This window comes from Pseudomonas spelaei, from assembly GCF_009724245.1.
Classification (GTDB): Bacteria; Pseudomonadota; Gammaproteobacteria; order Pseudomonadales; family Pseudomonadaceae; genus Aquipseudomonas; species Aquipseudomonas spelaei.
Genome location: NZ_WNNK01000035.1, coordinates 18,956 through 44,919 on the forward strand (window position 1 = coordinate 18,956; position 25,964 = coordinate 44,919).

Consider the following 25,964-nt stretch of genomic DNA (forward strand, 5'->3'; position numbering starts at 1 on the left):
CATGCTCGATGACGTCGCCAAAGGCTCTCGCCCCACCCGAGTTCATCTCCTGCAACATCGGGGTAAAACGTTTGTCACCGGGCTTCGCTGGCACCCACTGGGCAGTGTTACCGGCCATATGAAGGAAGCACGACAGTACGGTCGTGAGCACCAGCTGGACATTGTCGCCATTCGAAGGACCCCCGGCATCATTCAAGCCGGTTTTGTCGCCCGCAGCGACGGCGTCACCAAGGGCATGTACTCGCTCGCAGCGACCTTGGCAGGCCAACTGGGCGATTCCTGGATTGCCGCTTGGAAAACAGAAACCAATCTCGACCAGTATGCCCTGGTCGCGGTGTACCAAGGCGGGGTGATCTCTGGCTGCGACATGATCGGCACCGGCGCAGAGGTTCGCCGTAGAGTCACTCAGCAACGCAGTCGTGGCATCAACTTTACCCATGAATACCTGCCGTCCGAGTTCGAGATGGGCGGGCAACCGCTGGACATCGAAGTCCTGCTTCAGCCTTCGCATCTCAAACGTGAATATCGCCTGCGGCCACTCGTTTTCGGGCTATCCAAAGCCGAAGTCGTTCAGTTGATAACGCTTGGAGGGCTGATCGCTGCCGGCAGTATTGGCTGGGCGCAATGGCAGAGTCATCAAGCTCAAATCGCGCAGGAGGCAGCCTTTCAGGCGGAACAACACCGCCTTGCAGAGTTGGACCGCCTTCACAAGGAAACGGGCGTAGAACAGCCGCCTCAGGCACTGGAACATCCATGGGCCAAGCGCCCTTCCGCTGCGGCGTTTGTCGAAAACTGCAGTGACGTTATGTATCAACTGCCCCTCTCGATTCAAGGATGGCAGTTCACAAGCGCAGTGTGCGATGGCGCTCAAGTGTTCTCCTCTTACAAGCGCACCGGCAACAGCACGGCCAAAAGCCTGATCGCGGCAACCCACGGGCATTTCTCCGACCGACCCGCCTTCTTCGACGAAGGTAACTCCGCCACGTTGAAATCCGACATCTCGATCCCAGCAGCCGGTGATGAGCCGCTTGGGGAGGCCATCGACATGCTCGCGAACTTGTCTTCCTGGCTACACGGATTCTCTCAAACTCCCACGCTCAAGGAAGTGGAGGTCGCGGTCCCGGTGGAACCGGCAATGCCAGGCCAGCCTGTTCCACCACCGCCTCCACCGCCCCAATGGAAGCTATTCGAGCTGAGCTACGCCACTGGAATTACGCCGGCGGACTCCTTGGCAGGGGCCCCCAGTCAAGGACTGCGGTTACGTGAAATCAAGACCGAATACCAGACGGGCCATCTTATCTGGTCGGTCATAGGGGACCTTTATGCGAAATAAACGGCTGTGGATACTGTGCTCCTTCATCGTCTTCGGGACACCACTGAGCTGGGCGAATGAAACCAGCCCCACTGGCGTGAACGTTGGCGAGTTGGCCATCGTTCAAAGCCAGACGATTCTTTTCAATGCCAAGGCGGAGAGGGCTAAAGCTGAAAGGTCCATTAGTGGCGAAGACCTTCGTGTGACAACACAAACCTCACCGGCACTATTTGGTCAAGGAAGTTTCCAGCCCTCGACTTCAGCGGCAGTTCGCAACGCTGATGCACAGTCTGAATTGCCTGTCGTGAAAGCCGTATTCGGTTCAGCAAAGCGGCTGCGTGCCACCTTGCTCTATAGCGGTGGAGTTGAAGTAGACGCTGACGCCACTTCACGAGAACTGCCCGGGGGCTACCGTGTGGCTACTCTCACCGTCGACAACGTGACACTCGAACGTAGCGGTAAGCGCTACCCCCTAGGTTTTTCCAATATCCCACCAGTCAGTTCTGAAATCGTCAACCCCAGCAGCACCCCGTCAGCCCCCATGCTGCCGGGGATGATCCCTGGCCAACGTTGAGGGCGCCATGCAATGACGATACTGACTGAGAATCTCGACCTGACAGCACTTAACGCTGATGAATCGGCCGTGTCGCTTGTGACGCCACACCAGTTGCTACTGACAGCTGTTGGCGGCCCATTCGAACTGAAACCGGAATTGCGTCAACTGTGTGCGTTAACCAGTGATGGGATCTTGTATGTGTCCGCCCAACACCAAACGGATGCCTACGTCATGGCCTTCGAGGATCAGTTGGACCACGAGAATCATCGGTTTGAAGTCAAGGTCTGCTCGATGAGCACGATTAAGGCGCTCTACCAGGCGAATGAATATGTAAATAGTGGAGCCCTTTCGACCACCGAAACGAAGCGCCAAGCCCAGGTGGTGCAGTTACTGGGGGAGGCCCATCGCCGTAATGCGAGCGATGTTCACTTTGTCGTCGGCCACGATATTACGCGGATATTTTTTCGTATCCACGGGATGCTGTGGGAAGCCGAACAGCACCAAAGCGAAGTGGGCAGGGAGCTTTGCTCCTCGCTCTACAACAGCATGTGTGACGTCGCAAAAGATCACTATCAGCCACACGTCAGCCAAGATGCTCGGATAAAACGGGCATTTGTCGAACAGCTTGGTTTGTTCGGCGCACGGGTTGCCACTCGACCGCTTGTAGATGGCCCCTTAATGGTTTTGCGTCTGCTGTATGACGATAAAACCAAAATGACACTCGAGGACCTTGGTTTTCTTCCTCAGCAAATTGACGCATTCAGTCGCATCCGTAGCCTGCCCTATGGCGTAAATCTGATCACTGGCCCCACGGGCTCGGGTAAAACAAAAACCCAGCAAATCAATTTGAACCTGCTTCATGAAGAGTGTGGTGGCACAAAACACATTCTGACGATGGAGGATCCGCCTGAATATCCAATCCTGGCCAACCAGTCGCCCTTGGGGCCAGGTGAAACCTGGAGTGAGGGTATCACCAACACAATGAGGCTCGACCCCGACATTCTGATGTACGGGGAAATTCGGGATCTCGCATCAGCCCAAGCAGCGTTCAGTGGTGGCATGACCGGTCACCTGGTGCTGTCGACACTTCACACCAACAACGCAGTAGCCGGGCTACAACGGCTAATCGACATGGGCGTAGATCGCTACCTGGTCACTGACCCTGCGCTTATGACCAGCGTTGTGAACCAGTCGCTGCTGCCTGAGTTGTGCCCACACTGCCGCGTTCCCGCGACTGCACATCTGAACCTGCTTAACGGCGCCTTGGTGCAACGCCTGCGTGACTTGCAGGCGCTTGACCTTACCTACCTCAAAGGTCCTGGATGCCCGCACTGCAAAGGCTTAGGCGTTATTGGCCGCACTGCGGTTGCCGAAACGCTCCTCACCGACCTCAACTTCATGCGGGTTTTCGATGAGCAGGGAGCCAGCGCAGCACGTCGGTACTGGGTGAAGGAAATGGGCGGTATTACCAAGACCGCCCATACGATCATCAAACTGAGACAAGGACGGGTGGATCCGCGCCAGGCCGAGATGATGATCGGCCCACTGGACTTCGACCGACAGATCCTGGAGCTCACCCATGCCTAGTGACTTGAGAGGGATGTTCACGCGTTGGGCCGAAACCTTCTACGCCAAGCAGTTCGGTAAAAACGAACGAATCCAGTTCTATGAAAGCCTTATGGGCATCCTTGAGGATGGCGTTTCGCTTGAAGACGCCCTGCACACGGTCGCCCGAGCGTTCAGTGACAACGGGCAAAAACTTCACCCCGTTTCCCTTGCCTGCCGGGACATTGCTCAGGCAGTGAAAGGAGGGAAATCGTTGAGTATTTCTTGCGAGCGTTGGGTGCCCTATGACGAAAATTCCCTGATTGCTTGCGGGGAAAGTACCGGCAACCTGGTGCAGGCCTTTCGAGACTGCGTGAGGATTATCGAAATCCGTCAGCGGATCGGCAAGCTCGTTGCGTCTGCCACCGTTTTTCCTTCTGTGGTGTGGGGCGTCATGGCCGCGCTGTTGTATGTCATCGCCATGTGGATGGTGCCCTCGATGACACGCCGCTCCAATCCTGACGCATGGACGGGCGTGCCGGCGTTCCTCTACGCCCTGTCAAATTTCGTCACCCATTACGGGCTTATCACCCTGATCGCCATCGTTGTTTTCATCCTGATATCGATTGCAACCCTGCCGGTGTTTTGCGGCTTTCAGATCACCGCCACCAGCCCGACATGGAAACTGCAACTGACCCAAGCGATGCAGACGCTACGAGTGCGGGCTGAAACGCTACCGCCCTGGTCGGTCTACAAGGCGCTGCACGGCTCGATCTTCCTGCTCAACATGGCCGTGATGCTGCGCTCCGGAATCAATCAGCTCGATGCGCTCAACACCCTGCAGCGAAATGCTTCGCCATGGCTGAAAGAACGGCTGAGCGCCATCCATTACGGCGTCAGTGCCGGCAAGAACTTCGGTACCGCATTAAAGCTGGCGGGCCATGAATTTCCCGACCCCATGGCCATGCACTTTCTGGAAGTACTCGCCATACGCAAAGGGTTCGCTGAATCAATGGAGCGATTTTCCAACCGCTGGCTGGAACAAACGCTTGAGCGTGTCGAGGCAATCGCCAAGTCCCTGATCGGTGTGTCCTCCATGGCCATGGGCATCATGATGATCCTGGTAGTGATCGGGATCTTCCAGCTAGCCAGCACCGTGACTGAAACGCTTTGACCCAACCTGAAAAAACAGCAAAATGAGGTAGTAAAAAATGCAAACACGCACCCACCACTCCCAACGGGGATTTCTTTCTCTTGATGGCATGTTCTGGCTGATGCTGATCGCCGTGGCACTCGGTTTCATCGTGTTCATGGGTTACAGAACGTTCGGTAGTTCAGACGTCACCATCGAGCAAAGCAGCCTCGGCACGTTGTTAACGAATACAAAAAGACTGAAAAGCACAACGGGTTATGCGGCCAACGGCACTGATTTGGCTCCGTCGCTCATTAACCTGGAGGGCACCGGTGGCATGAGTATTAACGGCACCACATTGTCCAATCGATGGAACGGTTCCGTCACGGTCGTCAGTAACGGCATGACGTTCACTATTACCGAAACCAATTTGCCGAAAAATGCCTGCATCACCCTGGCGTCCAACATGGCCAAGGACAAACAGACCACAACAGCCATCAACGGCGGCGCCGCCATTGCCGGTGAAATCACCGCAGTAGCGGCGTCGGCCAGTTGCTCCTCGGACAAAAACACCATTGCCTGGACTTCATATTAAGGAGTCTTGCGTGAGCGTGATTTCCGAAGCTGACTTCGTCGATCTTTACCTCGGTGAAGACTTCGCGGACGCCAAAGGCTTGCCAGGGCAACCACGAAGAGTTGAGGCACCCGCCGAATGGCGGGCAGACCTCGAACGTTTGCGGCTGCAATGTATGGAAAAACAGGCAGCGAGCCAGGATCCAGAATTCGCCCTCATCGATGATGGCGTGGTCCTGCGTGTCACTCAACTGCTCGACCTGAACGGCAAGCCGGTATTCGTTGTAAGCAAGTCATCAGTACAGATCCGCCCCCTGGATACGCTGGGATTACCCGATTATCTCCAAGACGCATTGATGAGTGAGGCCGTGCGCGGTTTGATCTTTATCTGTGGCGAGATGGACGCCGGCAAGACCTCAAGTGCGGCTTCGTTGGTGCAGGCCCGGCTTGAGGCCCTGGGCGGCATTTGCGTTGCGGTTGAAGGTCCTCCAGAACCTTATTTGCATGGTCGGCATGGCAACGGACGCTGCATTCAGGTGCCTGTGTCCCGGCGCAGAGGCGGTTACGAGGAGGCGTTGATATTGGCACTCAGGACCAGAGCAGACTTGCTGTTTGTTGGAGAGGTTCGTGACAGTGCAACAGCCGCCCAAGTCATTCAAGCATCCATCAACGGCCATCTCATTATCAGCACAGGCCATGCCGGCAGTGTCACCCAAGGCATCGAGCGCCTATCAGCCCTGGCGCAACCCTTACTGAGTAACGCTCGGGAGCTTCTGTCCAAGGGGCTGGTAGCGGTCATTCACCAGTCCTTGTCAAAAGGCACTGATGGGAGTCGTCGAGTAACGCTGCAAAGCCTGCTGTTCACGGGGGATGACGGACCAGGCATTCGGGAAAAAGTCCGCGCAGGAAAGATCACGCTGCTGGATCAGGACATTGCCAATCAATCCTCAAGGAGCCTTTGGAGTGACCAGTAAAAGAAAACAGCGTGGCTTCCTGAGCCTGGATATGGCGATTGGGTTGATCGTTCTTTCTATCGTCGTGACCCTGGCAATGACTTGGCAGATCAGGCAAATGGATGCCCAGGATTATCGTATAGCGGCGGATCAGCAACGTACCGTCGCCGAAGCACAAGTGAAATATCTGAAGGATAATTTCAGTAGCGTTTTGAACAGTGCATCAGCAACCGTACCGGCGCAGATCACCGTACAGATGCTGATCAATACCCACTACCTTCCCGTTGGATTCAGTCCTACCAACGTCTTCGGTCAAACCATTTTAGGCCTTGCCAGAAAACCCCAGCCCAATCACTTGGGAGTAATCGTCATTACTACGGGGGGGCAAACCATTTCAGAAATGGGTATTCGGGCCATTGCCGAAAACCTGGGAGGATCCGGTGGTTTTATCTCCAAGGTCGATCCAAACATTGTTCAGGGCGTTCGCGGTGGCTGGCAAGTGGCACTGAGTAGCTACGCAATAGCACCCGGTCCAGGACATACGGTGAGCGCACTTTCTTTATTGGATGGAGCTTTGACCAACGACTTCCTGTATCGAAACGAAGTACCCGGCCACCCCGAAGTCAATGCCATGAACACAGACCTTGGCATGGGGAACCACAACATCAATAACGCCCGTGATGTGACAGCGCGCAATGTGACCGCTGCCGACACGGTGACTGCCGCGACTACCCACACCACAGGTGAAACTTATACAGGCGGTTGGTTTAGAACACGTGGCGATACCGGCTGGTACAGCGAAAAGTGGGGCGGCGGTATATACCAAGACAGCCCCGACTGGGTCAAAGTCTATAACAACAAAAACTTCTCAACCGGTGGTGAGCTGTGGGGTGGAAAGATCACGTCAACCGGCAAGATAGTTGCCTATGATCGAATCACGACCAATGAATACATTTCTGTCGGTGGTCTAGCGACTGAAGGTGCCGCCTGTAGCGATCGCACGCTAATTGCGAAAAGCGCAGTGGGAATAATGCTCTCCTGCCAACAGGGTGTATGGAAGGGAGGCAATACTAGACCCGGAAGCCTAGCCTCCGCCGGTACTTATTGGGGTAGCGTAACTCGAACGAATGCGGGTACCTCCCCCATCTTCGTTACAGCCTATGGCGGTAATGGTTTCGGTGGCACCTGCGGGAACAGATACCAGATGACAGCCGCTGTATTTAATGGTTCTTGGATCACCGTGACAGACTCTGGACATACATATGATGTGGGTAGCAAGACAACATCAGCCGGTTTTATGGTGCCGGGTGGGAGTTCATACCGAGTGACATCAAAACCCTATACCTGCGGCGACGGTGTAATTTCTTTAACCGAGTTCACACCTTAAATCCAACCCAAGCTCACCCTTGCCAACCTGAATGTTGAGTAGCGCTACTAACTGAATGCCCAGCGCTATAACGCGAGTAGGCCTAGTTTCAACGGAGTCTCGACCATGACATTGCAATGGGCTGTCTTGATGATTCTGATCATTGCCACCGGCATGTACGCCGAGGAGCAACATCAAACTCAACTCGCCTCTGATTACGCAACGCTGGACTCACTGACTCGCAACATGTGGGTCTACCGATCAGCAGCCATGCAATACGCCCGGTCCAATCCAAGCTTTAGCGGAACGCCTGACGATAGGCTCCTTAACCTCCCTGAATGGTTTACCAAATCAGTCGGTGTGTCGTCTTATCTGGCAGCAGGTAAGGCATACACCTACTTCAATGGGGTTGCTCCCTCTGGTCTGCCCTCCTCATTGGTCGACCTGACCAAGTCGACGTCCATAGGCGTTAAACGCTCAGGCGTTTTGATCTCACCCATGATTGGAATCACCAACGTTGTGATTCCGCCTGCGATTCCCGAAGGCGCTACGGTGATCGTGAACTAGGCTAAGTAAGATTTTGCGCCTACTGACTTGCTTCTACACGGGACCGCTAACATACTGGCGCCAGTAACCGTTCCACCCCGTTGGCTACTGACGGTCATCAGTAGCGCCCGGCAATGCAGTTCGCTTCATTGCCAACCCCAAAGCACGCTGAGCTCCGGGAAGGGCGTGCGGACTTGGTTCAAAGCTCTCCCTGTGTCTCCCTGTCCAAGCTAGACACGCAGCCGTCTAACTCGTGAATCGCGAGTTCATAGGCACACAGGGCTTTGTTGAGGTTCGAAGCACCGTAGTCCAAGGGCCACACTGGTGTTGTGGCCCATACTTTTTAAAGCTCACACAATGGGTAGCCTGATGGTCTTGCACAGGATCATCAGGCTACCCATTGGTAGCTGCTTTTCCTTGCCGGTGGCCCGCCGGCGAAACGCAGGGCTCCCTTTGTGCGCGGATGCGTGCCTTATGTTTGCTGGCCTCAGCCACGATAATCGGCCAGGTGAAGAAATGAATCGTTCAGATCACAGCCCAGGGATCGACAGCGCTTCAATCTCTCACAGGTGGTATTTTTCTCTGAGTGATGCGGTGACTACAGCCGAGGGCAACTGCTGACCCGGTTGCCTCGGTAGCTTTTTCCATCATTTTTTATTCGCTCGTGTATTTCCCGTGCACCTGTGCCCCTTGCTTGACAATTTCTTTTCAGCTCCCCGAAGATAGGCCTGTGTCCTGCTGACGTTGTCAGCAACATGCCCAGCAATCATCGATCCTTCAGATTGCGCCGCGTTCAACGCGTGGATCAGCCCAAAGCTCGCCAAGCACTCCGCAACGCAGCACACCCTACTTTCACGACGGTACTGATGCCGATATGCTGAGCCACAACCAACCCGCTTTACCTTCGTTCTAGGCCTGAGTGGACCAACGACGGTCAACTATTACTTTCGGCTCTAGTACCGGCGGCACTCTTCCTTTACGCGAGTTTATGACAAGTGGATATTTTCCCTGCAAGGTTTTTTGTGAAACATCAACGTAGGTGACGCTTGGCAGGCTTACGCCACGTCACTCACCGATCAAAAAAATTTCAGCCCCCCCTTATAGAACTATTGATACGTCATCGTAAACGTCAGCGATGTGTTAGCCGTACCACCTTTGATGGTCTTATTCACCTGGTAGTAGGCTGCTTTTAGTGGAATGGTGAAATTACCCCCGGCAGCTTGATAAGTCGCAAGCTTAAGATCCGTACCAAGAGCCAGAGGCTTATCCGTATTGTCAAGGATCTGAACACCTACGCCGGACGCAGTAGAATCATTGGTTAACCCAACGACCGAGTCGGTCGTATTGATGATGCTTGTTGTAGGATCAAGTCGGTACTGAATAGCAGTAATTCCAGACGGGCAGTTGTTAAGTGCAATGTTAAAGGCTTTTGGGGCAAGCCGTGTATTCACACCGGCAAAACCTGAACTCTTCTGCTCACCCATAGAGACAGAGATATTTGGAGTAGTGCACGTCAACTCGGAAATGACAGTTTTCCGGCTAAGCGAAAACGTTGCCACAACAAGCTCCCCCTGAAGCCAAGTTGCAAAGTCACCTGCTAGTATTTCAGTTCCTTCCTGAACTTGACCAACCTTTATCACTTCATAGTTGTAGGATGTATTATTTAAATCAAAGCTTCCACTCACGCCGTTAACAGGATAGGCATGCAAATAACTTCCATCTTGGTATCGTAATCTATAAGCAAGGCCCGTAGTCCCGATAGGTAGGAATCCGACATCATTAATAGGCGACTGACCGCCAACAAGGTTCTTGAGTCCAGACATATGAGGCAAAGTGCACACATAATTATTCGTGCCGCTTATTATATAAGTCGGTGATTTATAAATAACTGTTCCTAACGGTAAGTTCCTTGCTAGCGGCAGATTCGTTGGGGGCGTAAAAGAGACAAATCTAGCATTTCCTCCCGAATTAAATGTACAATCAGCTTTGACGTCTTCGCAAAAAAAAACATAAAGTGCCGATATTAAAAATGCAGTAATAGCATAGAATTGTCTTTTTTTATGTTGCACAAGGTTAAACCTCATCAATACTACATCCCTATCTCAGTATTTCATACGCGCCGATATTTGCTTTACTTCTAAAAAATACTGACTCTACCTGCTTGAAACGACTGACTCGCCTAGACGAGAAAACGTTCACGTCAGATTTGCTTATGTTTGTCAGCGGACTCAAAGCCGAAAAGCTCGCGCGGTCGAGATCCACAACATGGTCTGCTCAAGGTCTTGACGGGCTGAACACATTCCAGCACAGACTCAAGGGCTTGCGACTGAGCGTGCCAAAACGTTTGAGGCAGATTTAACTCGCCTTCCAAGTTGAACCTAAAGAAGGTGAAGGGACGCTGGATGGCCATGCTACAACAGCATCTTATGCAAGGACGCTAGGCTATTTTAGAGTAACACCCGGGCCTGACAGTTGCTTATATTCCTATTTTTAAATCAGCCAGAGTCCTACCCACCATCCCCCTTCGCAAGGTCAACTTTTCTTAATAGATTATCGTAGATTGAAGGCCGAGGAAGCTGGATAGGATTATTCCTAGAAACAAATAAGAATAAAGACACTCCCTCACCAGAGCTCGACTGATTTCTATTGTACCAGCGCTTGCGCACAATTCTCTGGGTTCGATGTTGAATTGAGCTCACTCCCCCCCCCTAAAATATCATTCGGAGAACGGAATTGAATCCCAAAAAAAGTAAAGCTTATTTTCTGACCTTAGCTGTCGCCGTATCAACCGTCTTGTCTGCTTCAGCCCTTGCTTCCGATGGCACCATTACGATCACCGGCTCCGTGACAAGTAATACCTGTAAGGTAACCGCTGGCACTTCTGCTGACAGCGCTGTTGCCTTGGACAGAAACAGCGCCAAAACATTGTCGAAGGCTGGCGAGACCTCCGGCTTTAAAGCAATCACATTTAAACTTACTGACTGTGATGGCACCGGTATAGTCAAAGTCGGTTTCGAGGCTGGCGCAACGACAGATACAGCCAGCGGTCGCCTGAATCTGATTGGTGCAGCAGGGGTCGCGAAGAATGTTCAGATACAACTACGCAACCGTGACAATTCCGTAATCAAGATTGGCGATGACAGTAGCATTAAGGGCGAGACAGTCATAGAAAAGGCTGCAACCCTGCAGTATTTAATCGGTTACTACGCTACCGGAGCAGCTGAAGGTGGCACAGCTAACACATCTGTCACCTACAGCATTATTTACCCATAATTATCAATGGCCCAAAGAGAAACTTTTTTGGGCCTAGGTGAGGGAGCCTGAAAAAATTCATGTCATATTATTTGGTTTTGAGTGCCTTGGTTGTTGGTATTACGTTAACGATACCAGCCCAGGCTTCGATTGTGCTAGATAACACTCGAGTGGTATATGAGGAAAAAGATAGGGAGGTTACAGTTAAACTAAACAACAGTGGCTCGCACCCCGTGGTTGTTCAGTCTTGGCTGGATGATGGTGATGTAAAAAAGGACCCTGGACTGATTAAAACTCCATTTATGTTAATGCCACCTATGACTCGTGTAGATCCTGGTAAAGGGCAAACGTTGCGCCTGATGTATATTGGCGAATCTTTGCCAAATGATCATGAGTCGTTGTATTACTTGAATATCCTGGAGATCCCTCCAAAATTTTCTGAGACTGAGGACAGTGCCTATCTACAAGTAGCACTGCGTACACGGATAAAGGTCTTTTATCGGCCTGCAAAATTGGAAAGCAGCGTTTCAGATGCATCGAATAATCTCTCATGGTCCGTCGTTCAGAACGGCACCTCTTGGTCTTTACAATGCTCCAACCCGAGTCCGTACTATATCTCCATGAGTGAAGTATCTTTGATTGTTTCAGGCAGGACTATCCAAGTCGGAGATGGAATGGTCTCACCTAGAAGCAAGTTAAACTTAGCTCTGGAAAGGCAGCCAGCGGCAGACGCGCAGGTCAAAGTGATATCGATCGATGATTTTGGTGCATCACGAGAAAGAACAAGCCTCCTAAATCGATGACTAGCAAGTCCATCTAGAAAAATTTTATACTTTTGCCTGAGGCTGAAAGTTGATGGTGATTGTTTCTCGTCAACTGTTTAGATCCGGATAATAAATGAATACCATTGTGCGCGTACCATTTTTTGCAAGCTTGCAGCTGAGTAGTTCGCACAACACGCTACATGCACTTGCGGTCTTGAGTTTAGTCGCTTGCCATTCCGCACTTGCAAGTGACAACTACGAGTTTGAGCCTAGTTTCTTGCGAGGGGGCGCAAGTGCATTTGACCTAGCCAAGTTTACCCGCGGAAATGCTGTGATACCTGGTACTTATCTGGTTGATATTATTGTGAATGAGGTATCGGTGGGGCGCGACAATATTGTATTCCGTGCCAAGCCTGGAGAAGACAGTGCGGAGCCCTGCATTACGGTTGAGGTACTGGATCGAATTGGCGTTGATCTGCTTAAACTGTCGAACGTGGATACCAAAAATCGTCAAAATTGCGTAGATCTCGTATCTAACATCACTCCAGCATCGGTGAGCTTCGACAGCAGCGAGCAACGACTACTGATTAGTATCCCCCAGATAAATATGCGCCGTAGCGCACAAGGCTATGTCGATCCTTCTCAGTGGGATCGTGGCGTGACCGCCGGCATGCTCAATTATAACTATAATAGCTTCTATAGCAGCACCCAGCAAAGTGGTGCGCAGAATTATCTAGGTCTAAGTGGTGGCATGAATCTGGGGGACTGGCACTTTCGCTCCAGCTCTTCATTCGACTGGAATGGCAACCGCCGAACGTGGCAGAGCCGTACGCTTTATGCGCAGCGCGATATACAGTCCTTAAGTTCACAGTTGACTGTAGGGGACTCGTCTACCAACGGTAACCTCTTTGATTCATTCTCGCTGCGCGGCATACAAATTGCCAGTGATGAGCGTATGCTGCCCGACTCGTTGAGCGGCTATGCACCTGTGGTGCGTGGCCAGGCCAATACCAATGCGAAGGTGGAGATCCGCCAGAACGGTTATACGATTTACGAAACCACCGTTGCGCCCGGCGCTTTTGAAATTGATGACCTTTACCCGTCCGGTTATGGCGGTGACTTGGAAGTTACTGTTACTGAGGCTGATGGCCAGATTCGTAAATTCTCTGTGCCGTACGCTGCCGTTGCACGCATGCTGCGTCCTGGAACCCAGCGTTATAGTGCGGTGCTTGGTCAGTATCACAATGGCTTCAATAATAGTGATAAACAAATGGTTGGCCAGCTCACCTATGAACGTGGGTTGAGTAACTTGTTCACTGGTTATACCGGCGTGCTGGCAGCAGAAGGGTACTTCTCACCTATGATCGGTTCGGCGATGAATACGTCGATCGGTGCTTTTGGTGTTGACGTCACACACGCCAGTACAAAGCTCTCGGTGGATGAGGGGGCTGCTGGCGGGAAGTCATCGGGACAAAGTATGCGCGTGTCTTACAGCAAAACCTTACCGCAAACTGGCAGCTCAGTGTCTATCGCGGCATACCGTTACTCCACCAGCGGCTATTACAGCTTGTCGGACGCCATGGCAGTAAAGGAGAGTAGTCGTAAGGATGACCGTTTAACCTCTGCACACTTCGACCCGCGCGAAGATAGTTTGAATAATCGCTTTAGGCAAAAAATCAATCGCAAGACCGCGCAACAGCAACGTCGGCGCAGCACTATACAGCTTACGTTTAACCAATCACTGGGGAGCTCGGGGTCGATTTACATGACCGGTTCCGCCACTAGTTACTGGAGTAGACCTGGCACCACAACTCAATACCAAGTGGGTTATACCGGCAGCACGCGCCATTTCAATTACTCAGTTTCCGCAATGCGCTCGACGAATTTTTCCGGCAGCAATGAGGATCAACTTTACGCCACGCTCTCCATTCCGTTAGGGGGGAGCACTACCGCTTCTTCAAGTTTCAGCTTCAATAAGAACGGTACCGGCGTCCGTAGCTCGATTAATGGTACGGGCGGTATGAATAATGAATACGGTTGGGGGGCGAGTGCTACCAAGGCTGAGCTTGGCAGTAAATCCGTGGCTACCTATGGTGACTACAAAGGTAGCATGGGGACGCTAAATGCTTCGGTTGGTTCTGGAAATGGGTATCGCCAAGCCGCATGGGGAGCAGGTGGATCCATAGTCGCTCACCCCGGCGGTATCACATTCGGTCAATCGGTCAGTGACACTTTTGCCATCATTGAGGCGCCAGGCGCTGAGGGGGCTTCTATTACCTCGCAATCAGGCGTGAAAGTCGACAAACAAGGTTTCGCTGTTGTTCCCTATCTGTCGCCCTATCGGCGTAACAATGTAGATATCGATCCACGTGACATGTCCATTGATGTCGAGTTGAAGTCCACGAGCCAAGAGCTGATTCCGCGTGCAGGAGCTGTACTGTCGAAAAAGTTTGAAACCGTTACGGGGCGCGCGGCAATCATCGACTTGGAAATGTCCACGGGCTTGACGGTACCGTTCGGTACCGAAGTGATGACCGATACCGGCAGCAGCGTAGGCATTGTTGGTCAGGGCGGCCGAGCTATCGTCAGGGGCCTTAATGATAACGGTACGCTAATCATCAAATGGGGAGGCTCGGCTGTCCAGCAATGTCAGATCGCCTACGCCCTTGCTCCAGTGGCAAAGGGCAGCAAACCGACACGGTTCGATCACTTTAGCGCCCCTTGCGACCCAACCAAACCCAATGTGCGTGCCGTAATCGCACAGCGAGAGTATTAAGCTCCAAGCTCCCCTTTAACCCCGCTTGACGCTGAGGAGCGGGTAGCGCTAAAGCCGTTATCTAGTCTGTTTAGGTAAATGACTCAGCTCAAAATTAATTATTGGAGATTCTATGTTAGCCAATATGTTATTGATATTGTTGAGGCCCCTCGTGCACGCACCGCGATGGAGGCCTATGCACATAACTGCGATGCTACCAATCTGTAGTGCAAGGTGTCCGCGTACGCTTGCAAAGTTCCTGCGCATCACTCACCTTCATTCAAATAGCTTTGCGAATCGTGAACTCTACACATGCGATAGCCCGAACGCACGAAGCTTACTCAGCGGCTGCTTACAATCAGGTAATTACGACACTGAAATCTCTTGCCTTCTGACAAGGCTAGTACTTTCTCTGAGGTAAGAAGGGAATGTTGCCGACCGGCAGATCGGCATCTATCTTTGTTTAATTATCGAAAAAGCTTCACTTTCAAATAAATATATTCAAAATGAAGCTATGGCTCAGTGATACTTTAGCGCTATAAGGTTAACTTACTTATGTTTAAGATTATAATCATCACTGCATGTGGTTCGTTTTTTTTGTCGACTTGCGCTATTGCTGATTGCGTATACGATACTGGCGGTACGACTCCAACGCTTACATTTACACCGCCCAAAACGTTAGTAATCCCAAGAAACGCAGCCATTGGAACGAAAGTCTATACATCACCAATAATGATACTAACATCACGTAACTATACATGCGACGGGGTGATAAATACAGGTGTACGTAACCTCGTCGGCACACAGCCAGTTGGCAGTAGCTATGTCTATCCGATTGGTAATTCAGGGCTTGCCTTTAAATGGAGTTATACAGGTGCCAGTCAGTCCGAATTATATTACCTGGAATCATTTCCTAATTCTGCAAGTTACACTAATAGTTATTTAACCGTGAATGGTAGCTCAAATGGTTTTGAAATAATCAAAGTGGGCCCTGTCCAGACTGGCGCAGAAATACCCGCGGGTAATATTTTAGAATCTAAAAGGGGCTCGCTAACAGATACAATTTTATCGCTTAGTCAAAAGATTGTGGTGACCGAGTCAACATGCACGACCCCAAACATTATGGTGTCGATGGGGGATCAGAAAAGCTCGGGCTTTAGCGGGGTGGGTAGCCGTCTAACCCCCAAAGCCTTCAACATTGCACTAAATGCCTGCCCCGAGGGGATCAAGGGCGTTAAATACCGCCTTGATCCCACCACTGAAATTGTCGATCCGACTTCTTCGGTTATTGCCTTATCCAAGGATTCCTCGGCCATTGGCGTTGCGGTGCAGATCCTCGACAACATTGATAAACCCTTGCCTCTAGGAACGGACCTTGTCTTTTCTGGCTACAAACCTGTGGGTGGTAACTTTATTATTCCGCTGAAGGCTGCGTATTATCAAACGGCCAAGGGCATCAAGGGTGGGACGGCCAATTCGTCGCTGACGTTTACAATGACCTATGAATAGCCGCTCATGTTGGGGGCTCTGGGAGAGTCGAATCAGCCCTGAAATAGGTTTGTCGTGCCTTTATAAGACAAGCCCTACACTAGCGTCATAGACAATGAGGACACAGAGAACTGTTTCGTTCTAACCTTTCTTGCGGCGATTGGATGATATCCAAGGCCGGGGTATTTGCAGTCGCTGATTTGATCAAATCTCGCTCTGAAGAGGTAATGAATGACTAAAGATGAATTGCGCCGTCAGTTGCAGAGGCAATTTAAAAACCACGTAAAAAGCAATCCTGATGCAGTTACGTTATACGCCGCTGAGCTTGAGCCGCTCGACAGCCATGGAAGAAAAAGCCAAGCATTCGTGACAAAGTTTTTGCGGAAACTATAGCTAATCTAGAAAAGGCCAGCATCAATGGTCCTATGGGTAGTCATTGAGTCACCGTCTGATACTGGCACACTCAGTACTTTACTTTGAAAGACCCTCAACGTGAATGCCCGCCGCGTTTGCCCATTGCCCTACCACTGTATAAATCCCGTTACCCCTAACAGCGCCGCCAGTGGTGCGATCTCTGATTAAGCGGAACGATGGGCCATGCCCGGGTCCGCGTTCGTTGTCCCGCTCCAGGTAATCGTAGACCCGGTCGACAGTCACTGGGTGCTGGGGTAAATAGCGCGTCTAGCCGGCCTTCCCTCATACCTGCAAGTGCTTGATTCCGCGCCGCTCCTGCAGGTCGCGGTCATCAATTTCGCGGCATCCTCACGGCGTAGGCCGTGGTAAAGCAGCACTGCCAAAATCGCCCGATCCCGCACACCCTTCAACATCCAGCCATCCGGCGCCTGCAGTAATAATTTAGCTTGGTCATCGCCAAGGGCCGGGGCTTGCCCTCGCAGGTCTCAACCCTGGGTCGCTTGACTCCATGTTCGGAATTGCCCTCGATACGGCGTTGGTCTCCAGGAGGTGGTCGAACTGGCTGGCCAGCGCACCGGTTTGCGCCGAACCGAGCGGAATTCTTCAGCGCCGGTGAGCCCGCCAAATCCGCAGTGGTCAGCCAGGTCATTTTAATAGGCGCGGCAGGTGCGCGGGTTGTCGATATTGGCGAACCATTCCTCTGCTGGCACGCTGGCGAGCTGCTGGAAATCAGACGGCGGTTAATCGACGTTCATCGGCGCCGCCGTGAATCAGCGCCTAGCTCATGATTGTTCGTTCGCCTTGATGTTCGCCTCGGCGGCGGGCCAATTCGCAGAGACTTTCGTGGATCAGCCGCAGGTGATCGGGTTTCGGTACCAGGCGTTGCCAGCGTTGTTTGGCTTCGTTGAGGTCGATCACCGCGGCTCTTGCGACGGGGCCGTCTTGAGTTTTCTCAACAACCATCAGGCGAGCAACACGATTCAGGTGGACCCAGCCGAGGGCAACTGCTACCCGGTAGTTTTTCCATCATTTTTGTTCGCTCGTGTATTCCCGTGCACCTGCGCCCCTCGCTTGACAATTTCTTTTCAGCTCCCCGAAGATAGGCCTGTGTCCTGCTGACGTTGTCAGCAACATGCCCAGCAATCATTGATCCTTCAGATTGCGCCGCGTTCAACGCGTGGATCAGCCCCAAGCTCGCCAAGCACTCGGCAGCGCGAGCACATCCTCCTCGGAGGATGGAGTGCATCTTCCTCTCCCAACGGATATCACCTTCCGTTAGGGATCAGGTGTTCTCCGTTGACCCCGTCAAAGGAGTTCACCGCCCCTCTGTGCCCCTAACCGGTTGAACCGGCCCCTTCACGTCCCCCCTGAACGCCACATTGGCAAAAACGTGGCATGTATTAACCTACGAGAGACCTGCTTATGGCCCAACACGATGAAGCCTATAAGTTGATCTTTTCTCATGTCGACATGATCCAAGACCTGTTACAAGGTTTTGTATCGGAAGACTGGGTCAAGCATCTCAACTTCGGCACCCTGCAAAAGGTCAATGCTGACTATGTGTCCGACAAGATGCACTCACGCACTGATGATATCGTCTGGCGCGTGCAGACGAAGGACAAGGAATGGCGCTATATCTACATCATGCTCGAATTTCAGAGCCGTAATGACCAATGGATGGCCATGCGCATGATGACCTACACCGGATTGCTGTATCAGGATCTGATCCGTCAGCGCGAGTTCACCCACGATCATCGTCTTCCCTCGATCTTTCCGATTGTTATTTACAATGGAGAAAGTCGATGGACAGCCCCTCAGAGCGTATCTGAGTTGATCGCTGAACCGATGAGTGCATTCAGGGCCTACAGTCCACAGATGCGTTATTTTCTGTTGGATGAAAAGCGCTGGGTCGAGCAAGGCTTACTCCCCAAGGACAACCTGGTCGCAGACCTCGTCCATCTGGAGAACAGCCAAGAGCTGCATGACATGCATCAGCTTGTCATCTACCTGAACGAGCGTCTCAAAGATCCAAAATACGACAGCCTTCGACTCGCCTTTTCCAAGTGGATTCGGCGTATAATGAACACCAAGCTCTTGTCAATCGGAGAACCTATCCCCGATACCCTGACTTTAGAGGAGATCGATACCATGCTAGCCGAACGCGTAGAACAGTGGACCAAAGACTGGAAACAGCAAGGTCTTCAAGAAGGCCGTCAAGAAGGTCTTCAAGAGGGCCAAATCAAGCTGTTGACCCGTCAACTTGAACACCGCTTTGGTGCGCTGCAACCTGCTCATCTGCAACTGCTGCAAGCTGCCAACCCAGCTCAGCTCGAAGCCTGGGGCCAAGCTATTCTGACGGCGCAGAGTTTGGACGAGTTTTTCGCCACGCACTGATCGATCTACAACACAACTGCACCTCGCCAGCCCCTACTTTAGGGGCTGGTATCATTTTGAGACCTTGACGGCCTGGTGGCGTCGAGGGACTCTAAAGCCATGTTCCGCTGACGTCGTTAGCGACATGCCCAAGCCGCCAGGATCTGCAAGACGGCGACATTCGTGTTGATCCACCCAAGACCGCTTAGCTTCTGGTAGCGCGGTCGGTCGGCTACTGCCGATAGAAGCACCTAATGCAACTCACCTCGCGGGGAATCACTTCCCCGACAGGGCCAGTGCATTCTCCGCACCAACCTGCAGGAGAATCACCATGTCCAAACTCACATACGGCCTCGGTTTCGCACTTGGCACTGTCACTCGGGAATTGCGGCGTGCGGTGCAAAGAACCAGCGCTGCGCCTAACGCTGCCCTCCGTTTGGGGCCGCTTCCACCTCCCTGCGTTCCTGATCACCTTGTTCGTGAGATGGATCAGTTGCCAGCAATGGCCCGCAGAGGGGTCGATTTGAACCTTTGGTACGCAGAAAACACACGAGCGGTCGAAAAGCCCTCGCGTAAACGACGCACAAAGACATCAGCAAACGCAATGGCTCCCGCGACTTGCTGAGTCAAAAACTCTCACCTCGGAACAAAGCCTTCCCGTCGGAAGGCTTTCCTCAAAAAATCTCACGAAAGGGGCTTGACAATTATCAATCGCATTTTCATGATCGACGCATGTATCGCTGACGTCGTCAGCAACATGCCCATGTAGTCTGGATCCGCAAGACTACGATGCGGTTTACCGCATTGATCCACTCCCAAGATCGCCATAGCTTCCGGTAGCGCGATCAGTCGACTGAGTCGATGGAAGCACCTTCCCCACCCTCGACGGGCCTTTCCCGTCAGGGCAGGCCTCTCAATTTTTTGGAGGTCTGATGAAAACCGAACTGGCTCTCTTCCAAGCGTTGATCTCGATTAATGTTTCGGAACAGAAAGCTAACGCTGTTATTGATGCTTTGGAGACCGACATGCTTTCGCGTTTGGCTACCAAAGCGGCTCTAACCGCTCTTGCAGTAGAGCTGAAAGCTGAAATTTCTCAGCTTGAGGCAAAACTCACCATTCGCTTTGGCATCATGCTATCAACTGCTGTCGGCGTAATGATCACTGCGATGATGCTTCTGCATTAAACAAACCTTTTAGCTCTACCCACCCTCGCGGGGAATACTTTCCCCCTAGGGCGAAGTGTTTCTCCGCTTTCTGTTATTCCGAAATTGGAGAATCACCATGAGCACTACGCAAACCAACGAAACCAAATTCTTCGACCTGCATACCACCGGTATCGGTTATCTCAACCGTATCCGTGAAGTGAAACCTCGTGGCAAAGGCAAGCCATTCATGGCCGTCGCCGTTGCTGCACTACGCGGATCATCTGATGACGCCGAGTACTCGTACATTGACTGCAACGTGGTCGGCGCCGAAGCTGAAAAGCTGATTCGTCGCAGCCAAGCGGCGGTCGATGCAGGAAAGAAGGTCCTTGTGAGCTTCCGTATCGGTGATATCTGGACCGATGCTTTTACCTACGAGAAAGGCGAAAAACTAGGCCAGCCTGGAGCAAGTCTCAAGGGGCGGCTGCTGTTTATCAGCTGGATCAAGGTAGATGGTCAAACGGTCTATCAAGCCCAACCGAAAGACTCTGCCGAACCCCTGCAAGACCAAGAGGGTAACGCTGAGGATGATTCGGATGTGGCTCAAGCACAACCTGATGCTGAGATGCTTCAGTCTGCATGATTGAAATCAAGGCGCCCCCCCCGGGGTGCCTTTCTCTACGCTCAACACCCAACGGGAAATCATCTCCCGGACGGGCCAGGTGGTTTCTCGCACCTGGAGCTGAACATGCCAAACACCACCAACCTCGTATCATCTGAACTGCTCAAGCTACCTGTCGTTTTAACCCCTCGGGCCTGGCAAGAAGCGGTTCACATTGAAAACCCACACGATGCAGCAGTTGTCAGCGACCGACTGGGCGAAGTTGTCCTGCAGGCGTACCGAGAGCTGCATTTGCAACCTAACAACACGCAGATCCATTTTGGCCTCTATCGATTGCTGCCTGACGGCAAGAATCCTGATCGAGTCTGGCTGGACCTAAAACTTGACCGCATAGAATCGCCACCCGGTGTGTTCTACCTCTACATCTCACTCAAAGAGGAAACCCATACTTCTTGTCCCTAAACCTTTCTGAACTCACCGCATGACCCCAAGCCCGACACTGTCGGGCTTTTTTCTTTGTTGCGAACGATAACTTCGCAGCCATACCTCAATGTAAAGGGACCTGCCCATGATCAACATTCCAGGCCAACTGGCAATCCGCACCATCAGCGGCCGCAATGGCGACTTCAACGTCGGACGGCTTTCAACCTCAATCGGTGAATTCGTCATCAAAGACGCGCTCCTCGATCAGTACAACGAGGGCAAATATCGTGGTGATTTTCTCATCACTGAAATCCGCCCCTCTTACTATTCAACTGCAGGCCGCCTAGTCGTCGAGATTCGTGCAAAGCTTGAAAGCATGAATCTCGACGACGTGGACAGTTTGACGGCGGAAGACGCTGCCACACTGTCACCAAGCGAGCCAGATCCTATAGATGAAGAGCCCTCTTCAACTCAAACCGCACCTCAGCAGCAACGACGCAACACGTCGACCGCTGCACCGGCTGTGAATGACTTAAACAAACCGTTATCAGCGCAAGACGCCCCCTTTGGGATTGCGCCGCCTAGCTCGACGAACAGCGCTGAACAAGACGCTAGGCTGTTTGGCACGATCTGGCCTCTGGACGACACGGTCAAACTTGATACCACTGTTGACCGTCAGCGCTTACGCCAGCAATGCGCTCGCCTCGGCGAGCTTGGCTATGTGCTGGACTTCAAACTACAGGCCTGGACGCTCTCCAGCTTCTGATTGTTTCAACACCCACCCTTGAGGGGTTCCCTCAAACGAAGGCGCTAAGCCACTAGAACACATCACCGCAATACACCCACGAGGGGCCATACCGCCCCTCGGGGCGGGTTCCCCTCCGTTAAGGAGGTTCACATGCACAACCCGGCCCAGCTCTTCCAGCTCGAAGAGTGCCCTGACTTGTATGTCGACGCTTGCGCCTGCGACGAGCAGCGCAATCTGGTATTTCTCTCAGCCTGGGGTCGTGACACGGCACTTCAGGAGTTCCTGGCCAGACTGACACTCGGATCCTCCGAGAATGGTCTAAGCCAGTTTCACCTCGTCGTTGACGGGCGAAGCCTTCCGGTTTTTCCCAACATCGACATGCTGGAAAAGCGCACCACCCGCCAACTGCGCGGGACGCTGTTTGGCAGCCTGGTTCACCTCTGGCTATTCGACCGGCGCTGCGTACAGCCCGACCGAGCAAATCACTTCGCTTACGCCTTGCTTGAAAGCAGGCAATCAACTCATCAGAGGCTCTGGCCGCTGATTATCGACACTTGCCCGCTACCGCTTCTGCCGCACTGGCAGGCGCCGGTCATGGACGTACTCACCCAAAACGACATGCTGCAATCCCTTCCGGGAACGCTTGGCGCTTGCACGGTCTGGCGTTTGTCGTTGCAACTCGACGTACTTGAACCTGCTCTGGGCGATCTCATTCGCCAAGGGCAACTCTCAACCCACGCTCATTCCTGAGCTGTTCTTTTACACTGGAGCCCATCATGGCCTTGATGTTCCCGCGCCTGGCGCGCAATTTTGCACGCAACGGCTATTACCCTACCGACGAAACCACACTGGAGCGCACGCTCCAGGCGTTGTCTCCTTCTCCCACCGGGAAAATGCGGATCTGCGACCCCTGCGCAGGCGAAGGTGTCGCCCTCGCTGAAGCAGCTCATGCACTCGGACGCGACCGCATAGAAACTTACGCGGTCGAGTACGACCAGGAGCGTGCCGACCACTGCAAGACATTGCTGGATCGCGTACTACACGGCGACCTGATGGACACTATGATCAGTCGCCAAGCTTTCGGCTTGCTCTGGCTCAACCCACCGTATGGTGATCTCGTTGCTGATCACTCTGGCGCCTCGCAATACCAAGGTAACGGTCGTCGGCGCCTGGAGAAGATGTTCTATCAACGGGCTCTTCCTCTGCTGCAGTACGGCGGCGTGCTGGTGTTCATCGTTCCGCACTATGTGTTGGACGACGAGCTGTGCGGATGGCTGTGCAATCACTTCACTGAACTGCGGATCTACAGCGCAGCCGATCCAACCTTTAAACAGGTGGTGATCTTCGGTGTTCGTATTCGCCGCCAGGATTTGGCTCGACCACGAGACGTTGCACCGATACGGGAGCGCCTGCAAGCAATCGGTGCCGGTGAGCAAACAGCAGAAGTGCTACCAGATACCTGGCCCTGGGAGCCCTACAGGGTTCTTCCAGCAGCCACTGACTTGGAACATTTCTACCGGATCAGTTTGGAACCTGAACAGCTCAATGAAGAGATCAAACGACTACGCGGCATGTGGCCGGACTTCACTCTGCACTTTGGTCAAACCGGTGTTCAGCCACGGCCACCTGTGCGTCAGCTGTCCCGTTGGCACCTGGCGTTAGCCCTGGCTGCCGGCGCGATATCGGGAGTAGTGACTTCAAGGTCCGGACAGGTTTTGGTACTCAAAGGCGATACTTACAAAGACAAAGTCCGCAAGACCGAGTTTACCGAGGACCAAGACGGCAACGTATCCGAGGTAAGGATCCTGACCGATCGTTTCGTGCCCATCATTCGGGCATGGGACATGACGCCAGATTCTGCCAATCAGGGGCGCGTGATCACCATCAGTTCATCTGCAGATGCGCAGCATGAAGCTGAAGAAGCGGTGACACAGCCAACATTGGCCTCACCATCAAGAGAGGCCTTTGAACCTGGCCATTTAGTGCTGACCCAGTCTGTGCACCACTTGGTGGAGCATGGGCATCTCGACCCAAGCAGTTACTTGCGACGGCATTTCTCCGGCGACTGGGGGAACTGCCCGAAGAGGACTGGAACAGTAACCAACGGGCTCTGACCTCTGGGGAGCGTTTGTTTTCCAGTTACGACATCAGTGCCGGCGATGAAACCAGGCTCTGGATCATCACTGAAGCTGACCGTAGCGCGACAACCTTGTTGCTGCCATCGGAGTACTGACCCACCACACCTATAGGGTTCCCCCCTATCCAACCCACAGGGTATTCACCATACCCCTAGGGGTGTCGTGCATGCCCTGTTTTTCTTTAAAGGAAAACTCCATGAACGACCTCTCAAACACCTCGCTTTCGTCCTTAAACATAGGCTTGACTGAATTCATCGACGAGTTCGGTGACGAACTGCTGGACTCCCTGAACCAATCCAACCCACCGGTCTACACCGGTCATATCGACAAAACCCGGCAACGGGTGATGGACGGACTCAAACGTCAGCCCTTTTCCGCTCAGGCCGAGGTGGTACAAGCCGTTGCCGCGCTATTGCTGGATCGCAACGAGCAAGCCGCCGTCATCAATGCCGAGATGGGCACTGGTAAAACCATGATGGCCATCGCTGTTGCGGCTGTCATGCACAACGCGGGCTATCGCCGCACTCTGGTCGTTTCTCCCCCGCACTTGGTTTACAAGTGGCGACGGGAGATTCTTGAAACCATCCCAGACGCACGCGTCTGGGTACTCAACGGACCCGACACCCTGGTCAAGCTGCTTAAACTGCGGGACCAACTGGAGGAGCCTTATGACGGTCGACAAGAGTTCTTCATCCTCGGGCGCGTGCGCATGCGGATGGGGTTCCACTGGCGTTCAGTATGTTGGCCACGTCGCTCCGGCGGCGGACACCAATTTGCAAGTTGTCCTGACTGCGGTCGCTTGCTGGAAGACCAGGAAGGCAATCGAATCACCGTCGAAGAGTTTTACACAGAGGAACGGCGTCGAAGCTGCCCTCATTGTAAAGGCCCACTCTGGACGCTGATGCGCCCAGGCAAAGCCGAAAACGGCACCCGCCGCGCAACCATACTGAAATCAATGTGCCGTATCCCGACCATTGGTCCCGTGCGTGCTGACCGATTGTTGAATGATTTCGGAGAGGACTTTCTCGCCTCGATGCTGATCGACAACGTCAGTGAGTTCATCAATCTGATGGATGCACAGGGAAACTTTATCTTCAGCGACCGCCAAGCCAAGCGCATGGAGCGTGCCATGGCCAACATCGAGTTCGGTTTTGGTGAGGGCGGCTATCAACCCACAGAATTCATCAAGCGGCATTTGCCTGATGGATATTTTGATCTGTTGGTGGTGGACGAAGGCCATGAGTACAAGAACAGTGGATCGGCCCAGGGCCAAGCCATGGCCGTGCTGGCAGCGAAAACACGCAAAACCGTGCTGCTGACCGGCACCCTCATGGGGGGCTACGCCGACGACCTGTTCTACCTACTGTTCCGGATCCTTACCCGGCGCATGATCGAGGATGGCTATAAACCCAACGCACACGGCAGTATGGCTCCGGCCGCGATGTCGTTCATGCGTGATCACGGCGTGTTGAAGGACATCTACACCGAGCGGGACAACGAGTCACACAAAACCGCCAATGGCAAAAAGCTCTCAGTACGTACGGTAAAAGCCCCAGGCTTTGGCCCGAAAGGCATTCACCGCTTTGTGCTGCCGTTCACCGTGTTCCTGAAACTCAAAGATATCGGTGGCAACGTGTTGCCGGCGTACCAAGAGGAGTTTATCGACATCACCATGTCCGCAGAACAGGCGTCGGCCTATCAGCAGTTGGCAGGAAAATTGACACAGGAACTTCGTCAGGCTCTGGCTCGCCGAGACACTACCCTGCTGGGGGTAGTGCTCAACGTGCTGCTGGCTTGGCCTGACTGCTGCTTTCGACCGGAGATCGTTAAACATCCGCGCAGTAAGGATACATTGGCCTTTT

General features: G+C 52.9%; 22 protein-coding genes and 2 pseudogenes. 21 read left to right on the forward strand and 3 right to left on the reverse strand.

What is annotated here, in order from left to right; all coding sequences use genetic code 11:
• Nucleotide 1 precedes the first annotated feature (1 nt).
• The 8 genes from pilO2 to pilM all read left to right on the forward strand — a co-directional run bounded on the left by pilO2 (nt 2) and on the right by pilM (nt 8,004).
• A complete protein-coding gene (gene pilO2, locus GNF76_RS26750) occupies nt 2–1,333 on the forward strand; it encodes a type 4b pilus protein PilO2 (RefSeq protein ID WP_155586069.1) in 1,332 nt (443 codons plus the stop codon).
• Entirely contained in the window at nt 1,323–1,886 is a 564-nt protein-coding gene (gene pilP / locus GNF76_RS26755; protein ID WP_155586070.1) for a type IV pilus biogenesis protein PilP, read from the forward strand. Before pilO2 ends, pilP begins: the two co-directional genes overlap by 11 nt.
• Before the next feature lie 12 nt (nt 1,887–1,898).
• Nucleotides 1,899–3,455, forward strand: coding sequence for a GspE/PulE family protein (locus GNF76_RS26760; RefSeq protein WP_155586071.1), 1,557 nt, complete (start codon nt 1,899–1,901; stop codon nt 3,453–3,455).
• Nucleotides 3,448–4,587: a type II secretion system F family protein gene (locus GNF76_RS26765; RefSeq protein WP_155586072.1), complete on the forward strand. Its 1,140-nt coding sequence runs from the start codon at nt 3,448–3,450 to the stop codon at nt 4,585–4,587. The genes GNF76_RS26760 and GNF76_RS26765 overlap by 8 nt, the downstream gene beginning before the upstream one ends.
• Before the next feature lie 37 nt (nt 4,588–4,624).
• On the forward strand, nt 4,625–5,140 hold the full coding sequence (locus tag GNF76_RS26770; protein WP_178123612.1) for a type 4 pilus major pilin: 516 nt from the start codon (nt 4,625–4,627) through the stop codon (nt 5,138–5,140).
• Nucleotides 5,141–5,150: 10 nt separating this feature from the next.
• Nucleotides 5,151–6,092: an ATPase, T2SS/T4P/T4SS family gene (locus GNF76_RS26775; protein ID WP_178123613.1), complete on the forward strand. Its 942-nt coding sequence runs from the start codon at nt 5,151–5,153 to the stop codon at nt 6,090–6,092.
• On the forward strand, nt 6,082–7,458 hold the full coding sequence (gene pilV / locus GNF76_RS26780; protein ID WP_343037853.1) for a shufflon system plasmid conjugative transfer pilus tip adhesin PilV: 1,377 nt from the start codon (nt 6,082–6,084) through the stop codon (nt 7,456–7,458). Before GNF76_RS26775 ends, pilV begins: the two co-directional genes overlap by 11 nt.
• Before the next feature lie 105 nt (nt 7,459–7,563).
• Nucleotides 7,564–8,004: a type IV pilus biogenesis protein PilM gene (pilM, locus tag GNF76_RS26785; protein ID WP_155586074.1), complete on the forward strand. Its 441-nt coding sequence runs from the start codon at nt 7,564–7,566 to the stop codon at nt 8,002–8,004.
• A 1,085-nt stretch (nt 8,005–9,089) separates the two neighbouring features.
• On the opposite strand, the gene GNF76_RS26790 is transcribed toward pilM, so the two are convergent.
• Nucleotides 9,090–10,067, reverse strand: a complete 978-nt coding sequence (locus GNF76_RS26790) for a fimbrial protein (protein WP_155586075.1) — start codon at nt 10,065–10,067, stop codon at nt 9,090–9,092.
• A gap of 649 nt (nt 10,068–10,716) precedes the next feature.
• Here GNF76_RS26790 and GNF76_RS26795 point away from each other — a divergent pair.
• The 5 genes from GNF76_RS26795 (at nt 10,717) to GNF76_RS26815 (ending at nt 16,635) form a co-directional block, all read left to right on the forward strand.
• Complete coding sequence (locus GNF76_RS26795; RefSeq protein WP_155586076.1) at nt 10,717–11,256, forward strand: fimbrial protein; 540 nt, start codon at nt 10,717–10,719, stop codon at nt 11,254–11,256.
• Nucleotides 11,257–11,315: 59 nt separating this feature from the next.
• On the forward strand, nt 11,316–12,038 hold the full coding sequence (locus GNF76_RS26800; RefSeq protein ID WP_155586077.1) for a fimbrial biogenesis chaperone: 723 nt from the start codon (nt 11,316–11,318) through the stop codon (nt 12,036–12,038).
• Nucleotides 12,039–12,132: 94 nt separating this feature from the next.
• Nucleotides 12,133–14,775, forward strand: a complete 2,643-nt coding sequence (locus tag GNF76_RS26805; protein WP_155586078.1) for a fimbria/pilus outer membrane usher protein — start codon at nt 12,133–12,135, stop codon at nt 14,773–14,775.
• 534 nt (nt 14,776–15,309) lie between these two features.
• Nucleotides 15,310–16,263 carry a fimbrial protein gene (locus tag GNF76_RS26810; RefSeq protein ID WP_155586079.1) on the forward strand — a complete coding sequence of 318 codons (954 nt, stop codon included), beginning with the start codon at nt 15,310–15,312 and terminating at the stop codon, nt 16,261–16,263.
• Between the two features lie 210 nt (nt 16,264–16,473).
• Nucleotides 16,474–16,635, forward strand: a complete 162-nt coding sequence (locus GNF76_RS26815; RefSeq protein WP_246212013.1) for a hypothetical protein — start codon at nt 16,474–16,476, stop codon at nt 16,633–16,635.
• Nucleotides 16,636–16,713: 78 nt separating this feature from the next.
• Here GNF76_RS26815 and GNF76_RS29700 read toward each other — a convergent pair.
• Together GNF76_RS29700 and GNF76_RS29705 are read right to left on the reverse strand one after the other, a co-directional pair.
• Nucleotides 16,714–17,430 (reverse strand): annotated as a pseudogene (locus GNF76_RS29700) (tyrosine-type recombinase/integrase).
• A 3-nt stretch (nt 17,431–17,433) separates the two neighbouring features.
• A complete protein-coding gene (locus GNF76_RS29705) occupies nt 17,434–17,574 on the reverse strand; it encodes a hypothetical protein (RefSeq protein ID WP_178123608.1) in 141 nt (46 codons plus the stop codon).
• Between the two features lie 504 nt (nt 17,575–18,078).
• On the opposite strand from GNF76_RS29705, the gene GNF76_RS26825 reads away from it, so the two are divergent.
• The 8 genes and pseudogenes from GNF76_RS26825 to GNF76_RS26860 all read left to right on the forward strand — a co-directional run.
• Entirely contained in the window at nt 18,079–19,050 is a 972-nt protein-coding gene (locus GNF76_RS26825; protein ID WP_155586080.1) for an Rpn family recombination-promoting nuclease/putative transposase, read from the forward strand.
• Nucleotides 19,051–19,961: 911 nt separating this feature from the next.
• Nucleotides 19,962–20,213: a hypothetical protein gene (locus GNF76_RS26830; protein ID WP_155586081.1), complete on the forward strand. Its 252-nt coding sequence runs from the start codon at nt 19,962–19,964 to the stop codon at nt 20,211–20,213.
• Between the two features lie 97 nt (nt 20,214–20,310).
• Nucleotides 20,311–20,814, forward strand: a complete 504-nt coding sequence (locus GNF76_RS26835) for an STY4534 family ICE replication protein (RefSeq protein WP_155586082.1) — start codon at nt 20,311–20,313, stop codon at nt 20,812–20,814.
• A 105-nt stretch (nt 20,815–20,919) separates the two neighbouring features.
• Complete coding sequence (locus GNF76_RS26840) at nt 20,920–21,255, forward strand: hypothetical protein (RefSeq protein WP_155586083.1); 336 nt, start codon at nt 20,920–20,922, stop codon at nt 21,253–21,255.
• Nucleotides 21,256–21,361: 106 nt separating this feature from the next.
• Complete coding sequence (locus GNF76_RS26845) at nt 21,362–21,982, forward strand: DUF3275 family protein (protein ID WP_155586084.1); 621 nt, start codon at nt 21,362–21,364, stop codon at nt 21,980–21,982.
• A gap of 132 nt (nt 21,983–22,114) precedes the next feature.
• Complete coding sequence (locus GNF76_RS26850) at nt 22,115–22,714, forward strand: hypothetical protein (RefSeq protein ID WP_155586085.1); 600 nt, start codon at nt 22,115–22,117, stop codon at nt 22,712–22,714.
• A 26-nt stretch (nt 22,715–22,740) separates the two neighbouring features.
• A pseudogene (locus GNF76_RS26855) lies at nt 22,741–24,197 on the forward strand (DUF6094 domain-containing protein).
• 101 nt (nt 24,198–24,298) lie between these two features.
• A partial coding sequence (locus tag GNF76_RS26860) for an SNF2-related protein (RefSeq protein ID WP_155586086.1) occupies nt 24,299–25,964 on the forward strand: 1,666 nt, incomplete at its 3' end.

Excerpts from the sequence above, each read along its gene's own strand:
- pilO2 (WP_155586069.1), top strand. The coding sequence starts at position 2 with ATGCTCGATGACGTCGCCAAAGGCTCTCGCCCCACCCGAGTTCATCTC.
- pilP (WP_155586070.1), top strand. The coding sequence starts at position 1,323 with ATGCGAAATAAACGGCTGTGGATACTGTGCTCCTTCATCGTCTTCGGG.
- GNF76_RS26760 (WP_155586071.1), top strand. The coding sequence starts at position 1,899 with ATGACGATACTGACTGAGAATCTCGACCTGACAGCACTTAACGCTGAT.
- GNF76_RS26765 (WP_155586072.1), top strand. The coding sequence starts at position 3,448 with ATGCCTAGTGACTTGAGAGGGATGTTCACGCGTTGGGCCGAAACCTTC.
- GNF76_RS26770 (WP_178123612.1), top strand. The coding sequence starts at position 4,625 with ATGCAAACACGCACCCACCACTCCCAACGGGGATTTCTTTCTCTTGAT.
- pilM (WP_155586074.1), top strand. The coding sequence starts at position 7,564 with ATGACATTGCAATGGGCTGTCTTGATGATTCTGATCATTGCCACCGGC.
- GNF76_RS26790 (WP_155586075.1), bottom strand. The coding sequence starts at position 10,067 with ATGAGGTTTAACCTTGTGCAACATAAAAAAAGACAATTCTATGCTATT.
- GNF76_RS26800 (WP_155586077.1), top strand. The coding sequence starts at position 11,316 with ATGTCATATTATTTGGTTTTGAGTGCCTTGGTTGTTGGTATTACGTTA.
- GNF76_RS26805 (WP_155586078.1), top strand. The coding sequence starts at position 12,133 with ATGAATACCATTGTGCGCGTACCATTTTTTGCAAGCTTGCAGCTGAGT.
- GNF76_RS26810 (WP_155586079.1), top strand. The coding sequence starts at position 15,310 with ATGTTTAAGATTATAATCATCACTGCATGTGGTTCGTTTTTTTTGTCG.
- GNF76_RS26815 (WP_246212013.1), top strand. The coding sequence starts at position 16,474 with ATGACTAAAGATGAATTGCGCCGTCAGTTGCAGAGGCAATTTAAAAAC.
- GNF76_RS26825 (WP_155586080.1), top strand. The coding sequence starts at position 18,079 with ATGGCCCAACACGATGAAGCCTATAAGTTGATCTTTTCTCATGTCGAC.
- GNF76_RS26830 (WP_155586081.1), top strand. The coding sequence starts at position 19,962 with ATGAAAACCGAACTGGCTCTCTTCCAAGCGTTGATCTCGATTAATGTT.
- GNF76_RS26835 (WP_155586082.1), top strand. The coding sequence starts at position 20,311 with ATGAGCACTACGCAAACCAACGAAACCAAATTCTTCGACCTGCATACC.
- GNF76_RS26840 (WP_155586083.1), top strand. The coding sequence starts at position 20,920 with ATGCCAAACACCACCAACCTCGTATCATCTGAACTGCTCAAGCTACCT.
- GNF76_RS26845 (WP_155586084.1), top strand. The coding sequence starts at position 21,362 with ATGATCAACATTCCAGGCCAACTGGCAATCCGCACCATCAGCGGCCGC.
- GNF76_RS26850 (WP_155586085.1), top strand. The coding sequence starts at position 22,115 with ATGCACAACCCGGCCCAGCTCTTCCAGCTCGAAGAGTGCCCTGACTTG.